Raw genomic sequence first — 4,009 nt, 5'->3', positions numbered from 1 at the left:
GAATTACAATCATGTGGTTCCGCTTTTTTATGTTCACTATGCTGAAATCTGTACTTCAAATAATTCAATTTACTAGTAATCCATTTTAGTCTTTACGAAATTTGTTATAGACAAAATGAAACTGACAAATAGTGAATTTCTATCTGATTGGTATTTAATTTGTCATAAAATAGATGAATAAAAGTCTAATTTAAAATTGATAAAAATGAAAAAGTTAATCACACTTTCATTGGTAGCAATTTTAGCTACCAGTTGTAACGCACAAGACAAAAAAGAAAGACAAATAGAGCAAAACAAATCGATTTCAAAAATTGTAAAACCCAAAGGTAATTGGACAGTAAACAAAGAAGTTGATGAAAATGGTAATCTTATACAATATGATTCTATTTATTCATGGTCATCATCTTCAGATAATGTGAAAGGAATTAAACGACAACAAATGGATAGTGTTATGCAATCTTTTCAATCAAAATTTAGTCAACACTTTTCGAGCTCTATGGGAAATGATTTTCCTGAGTTTTTTAAAAAAGACTCGTTATTTATGGAAGAATTTTTCAGCGATAATTTCTTCGGAAACGACTTTGGAAAGGGAATACCAGATATGAAAAGTATCCGTGAGAAAATGCAAGCAATGCAACAACAATTTATGCAAGGGCAACAGAGAGCAATTATTCCTGCGACACCAGAAGATGACAGAAGAAAAGGTAATAATTAAAAAAAATACTTATTGAATAAGGTTGATGTTTTATTAAAATTAAAGGAAAATGAAAAAGCAATTTATGACACTAAGTTTAGTGTTTATGGCAATTACTAGCTTGTTAGCACAACAATCGTTTCAAGTAATAGAAGAGTCACTTCCATACAACCGGTATGCCAATAGTTTTACCACAAACATTATTGGATTAAATGAAGGGTTTGTGTTGTATCATTGGGAAAAATTTATTGAAAATCATGGTGGAAAGACCTACATTACTTTTGTTGAAAAAGGGAATTATGAAATGCATTCCAAAGAAGTAAAATTTCCGTTACTCAATAATGAAGAAGTAGATATTTATACAAGAGTAACACCAAACAAAACATTGTCAGGTGTCCTTTTAACGATTTGGATTAAGACAAAAGATGGAGTCTATTTTTCATCGAAGTCCCATCCAGATCAAGCAAAAAAAATAAAAAATTGGTTGTTAGCATTCAATAGAAACCTTGAAGAACTCAACGATAAAATAATTCATAATTAAATTTTTATCTTTAATAACTCAATTAATTTTAAAGAAAACTATGAAATTATATTCTGTTTTAACTATTCTATTAATAACACTTGTTATTAGTAGTTGTACTTCTAGTAAGTTAGTGAATGAATGGAGAAGGCCAGATAGTAAAACGATTACATTCTCAAAAGTTTTAGTCATTGGAATGTCTGAAAACCTAAAAGCCAGAACCGCTTTTGAAAATGATTTGGTTGCTAAATTGAAACTAGAAGGCGTAAAAGCAGAAAGGAGTTTAGATGCTTTTGATGAGACTTATGCAAGTTTGCCTAAAAACGAAGCACAATTAAGAGTTTTAGAAACTGAATTGGTTAGAGAAGATTTTGATGCTGTTTTAGTTACTAGAGTATACAAGCAAGAAAAAACAAAAACCGCAGCAAGAGTTTTTAGTGATTTAACTACCTTATGGAGCAGTTTTCTAACAGATACACCTAAAAATACAATTGAAGACGATAAAAATCAAGGTATCTATGAAACATATCATGTATATTCATCCTTATACTGTAGTTGTGGAGATGGCGAAGAATGGAAATCCATTTGGCGCGCATACATTGATGTAAAAGAACCTAAAAAGGATATGGATTCAATTATTAATGATGGTGTGAAAAAGTATAACAAAACCTTCATTAAAGCGCTAAAACAACAAAATTTACTACAAATTAATTAATGGATTATATAGATTATTATAAAGTATTGGGAGTTTCTAAAGACGCTACCGATAAAGACATAAAAAAAGCCTACCGCAAATTAGCACGAAAATATCATCCAGATGTGAACCCTAATGATGTTGAGACTGAAAAAAAGTTCAAAGATATTAATGAGGCTAATGAAGTCTTAAGTAACCCAGAAAACCGTAAAAAGTACGACCAGTACGGTGAAAACTGGAAACACGCTGAAGAATTTGAAAAAGCAAAGCAGCAGCAACGACAACAACACCATTACAGTGGTCAACAGTATCAAGGAAGGAGCTTTACACAAGAAGATTTTGAAGGTGGAGATTTTTCAGATTTCTTTAGTTCAATGTTTGGTGGAGCTGGTGGTGGTCGCTCTCAAAATGTAAAATATAGAGGACAAGATTTTAATGCAGAATTACATCTCGACTTAAAAGATGTGTATGAGAGTAATAAGCGAACACTTAATGTAAACGGAAAAAATATTCGTATTACCATACCTGCAGGAGTAGAAAATGGTCAGACGATAAAAATAAAAGGTCACGGTAGTCTTGGAGCTAATGGTGGCCCCAAAGGCGATTTGTACATCACATTTGTAATCAATAATACCACAGCATTTAAACGTGATAAAACCAATCTTTATAAAAATGTGAATGTAGATTTATACACTGCTATTTTAGGTGGCGAAATAACTGTGGATACTTTTAACGGTAAAGTCAAATTGAAAATTAAACCAGAAACCCAAAACGGTACTAAAGTAAAATTAAAAGGAAAAGGCTTCCCAGTTTATAAAAAAGAAGGACAGTTTGGTGATTTATATATTACATTTACCGTTAATATGCCAAAGAATCTTTCTGAAGAAGAAAAGGAATTGTTTAAAAAATTAGCAGCATTAAAAAAATAACCGATGAGCACAAAAAATCTAATATCAATAAAAGAGCTCTGTGCCAGTCATAACATAGAACAAGAATACATCATTTCACTAGAAGAATTTGGTTTTATTACTATTGAAAAAAGTGAATTTATCGCATTTGAAACATTGCCGAAAGTGGAGAAAATATTTCGTTTTCATCAAGAAATGAATATTAATTTTGAAGGCATTGATGTGATTCTAAATTTATTGGAACGCGTAGAAAATATGTCTTTAGAAATGAACCAGTTGAGAAATCGATTGGGTTTGTATGAAGATTAGTTTATTTTAAAAACACTTAGGACTACATAGTTTGTGTTACAACATTAAACTATCAGTTAACACTATGCTTTCAAGTAATTTTTTATTATCTAAAATGTAATCATGTAGTTGTTGAATTTCTTGTTTACTAGCGTGGGTTTTTTGAGACCGTTTTCGTTGTACCTTTTTTGCAGAAGTTTCTAACGATTGTAATAAAGCCAATTGACTTTTTATTAAGTGGTCATAGAAACTGCGATACCCTTCTCTTATTTTATATTGAATATCGGCTGCGCTATTGGCAGCATTAGAAAGTATAAGGGATGCTATGGATTTTACAAGCTGTTTTCTTTGGGCTTCTAACCTCCATTTTTTAAAAAATACTTTGTTCGAATGATGGTCGTTTTGGGGCTTGGAAGAATGTGGAGCAACTTTTCTGAAATAAAAACTAGAATAGGTATTTAAATCAAATTCATCCACCCAATGGCTCACTTCTATGTCTTCATTCAATACAGAACCACTCATTAATTTTTGAAGAAATTGCCCCGATTGGTTGAGGTCTTCTTCGATTTGTTTTTTAAAATGAATGATAATTTGCTGTTCAACTTCTTCTTTTTTTTGCTGAAATGCAACCAAAATTTTTGTTCCTACATTGCTTAAAACAAAGTCATATCCCTTGTTGTCTATTTGTTGTAGGGTCGCTGTTTTTTCATTTTCTAATGGTGAAACATACTTTGAAACCAATTCTTTCCTGAATGTTTCAAATAGGGTATGCGTTTGTTGTTGTAAATTTTTAATGCGTCCTTCTAGCTGAAAGAAATAATCTTCTCTTTTTTCCTTTAAAATACTACTGTGCGTACGCATCGTAGCAATAGCAGCGTCTAGCTCTTCTAATGGAAGTTGTAAAC

Annotated in this window: 6 protein-coding genes; 5 read left to right on the top strand and 1 reads right to left on the bottom strand. The window is 31.2% G+C overall.

Translation table 11 applies throughout. The features are described from left to right. Nucleotides 1–205: 205 nt before the first annotated feature. Genes ACVC2P_RS13755 through ACVC2P_RS13735 form a run of 5 tightly spaced genes read left to right on the top strand, consistent with a single transcriptional unit; the run spans nt 206 to nt 3,125 of the window. Nucleotides 206–715, top strand: coding sequence for a hypothetical protein (locus tag ACVC2P_RS13755; protein WP_452599029.1), 510 nt, complete (start codon nt 206–208; stop codon nt 713–715). A gap of 49 nt (nt 716–764) precedes the next feature. Then, on the top strand, nt 765–1,235 hold the full coding sequence (locus ACVC2P_RS13750) for a hypothetical protein (RefSeq protein ID WP_452599028.1): 471 nt from the start codon (nt 765–767) through the stop codon (nt 1,233–1,235). Between the two features lie 40 nt (nt 1,236–1,275). After that, nucleotides 1,276–1,929 carry a hypothetical protein gene (locus ACVC2P_RS13745; RefSeq protein ID WP_452599027.1) on the top strand — a complete coding sequence of 218 codons (654 nt, stop codon included), beginning with the start codon at nt 1,276–1,278 and terminating at the stop codon, nt 1,927–1,929. Next, on the top strand, nt 1,929–2,837 hold the full coding sequence (locus ACVC2P_RS13740) for a DnaJ C-terminal domain-containing protein (RefSeq protein ID WP_452599026.1): 909 nt from the start codon (nt 1,929–1,931) through the stop codon (nt 2,835–2,837). Before ACVC2P_RS13745 ends, ACVC2P_RS13740 begins: the two co-directional genes overlap by 1 nt. 3 nt (nt 2,838–2,840) lie before the next feature. Beyond that, the gene (locus tag ACVC2P_RS13735) at nt 2,841–3,125 is read left to right on the top strand and encodes a chaperone modulator CbpM (RefSeq protein ID WP_452599025.1); all 285 of its coding nucleotides are present in this window, start codon (nt 2,841–2,843) and stop codon (nt 3,123–3,125) included. Between the two features lie 36 nt (nt 3,126–3,161). Here ACVC2P_RS13735 and ACVC2P_RS13730 read toward each other — a convergent pair. Continuing rightward, the coding region (locus tag ACVC2P_RS13730) for a hypothetical protein (protein WP_452599024.1) at nt 3,162–4,009 on the bottom strand (848 nt) is incomplete at its 5' end.

The sequence above is a fragment of the Pontimicrobium sp. MEBiC01747 genome, from assembly GCF_053601635.1.
This window is presented reverse-complemented; position numbering and strand designations above follow the sequence as displayed.

What these genes read in the sequence shown, in the direction of transcription:
- ACVC2P_RS13755 (WP_452599029.1), top strand. Translation starts at nt 206, where the DNA reads ATGAAAAAGTTAATCACACTTTCATTGGTAGCAATTTTAGCTACCAGT.
- ACVC2P_RS13750 (WP_452599028.1), top strand. Translation starts at nt 765, where the DNA reads ATGAAAAAGCAATTTATGACACTAAGTTTAGTGTTTATGGCAATTACT.
- ACVC2P_RS13745 (WP_452599027.1), top strand. Translation starts at nt 1,276, where the DNA reads ATGAAATTATATTCTGTTTTAACTATTCTATTAATAACACTTGTTATT.
- ACVC2P_RS13740 (WP_452599026.1), top strand. Translation starts at nt 1,929, where the DNA reads ATGGATTATATAGATTATTATAAAGTATTGGGAGTTTCTAAAGACGCT.
- ACVC2P_RS13735 (WP_452599025.1), top strand. Translation starts at nt 2,841, where the DNA reads ATGAGCACAAAAAATCTAATATCAATAAAAGAGCTCTGTGCCAGTCAT.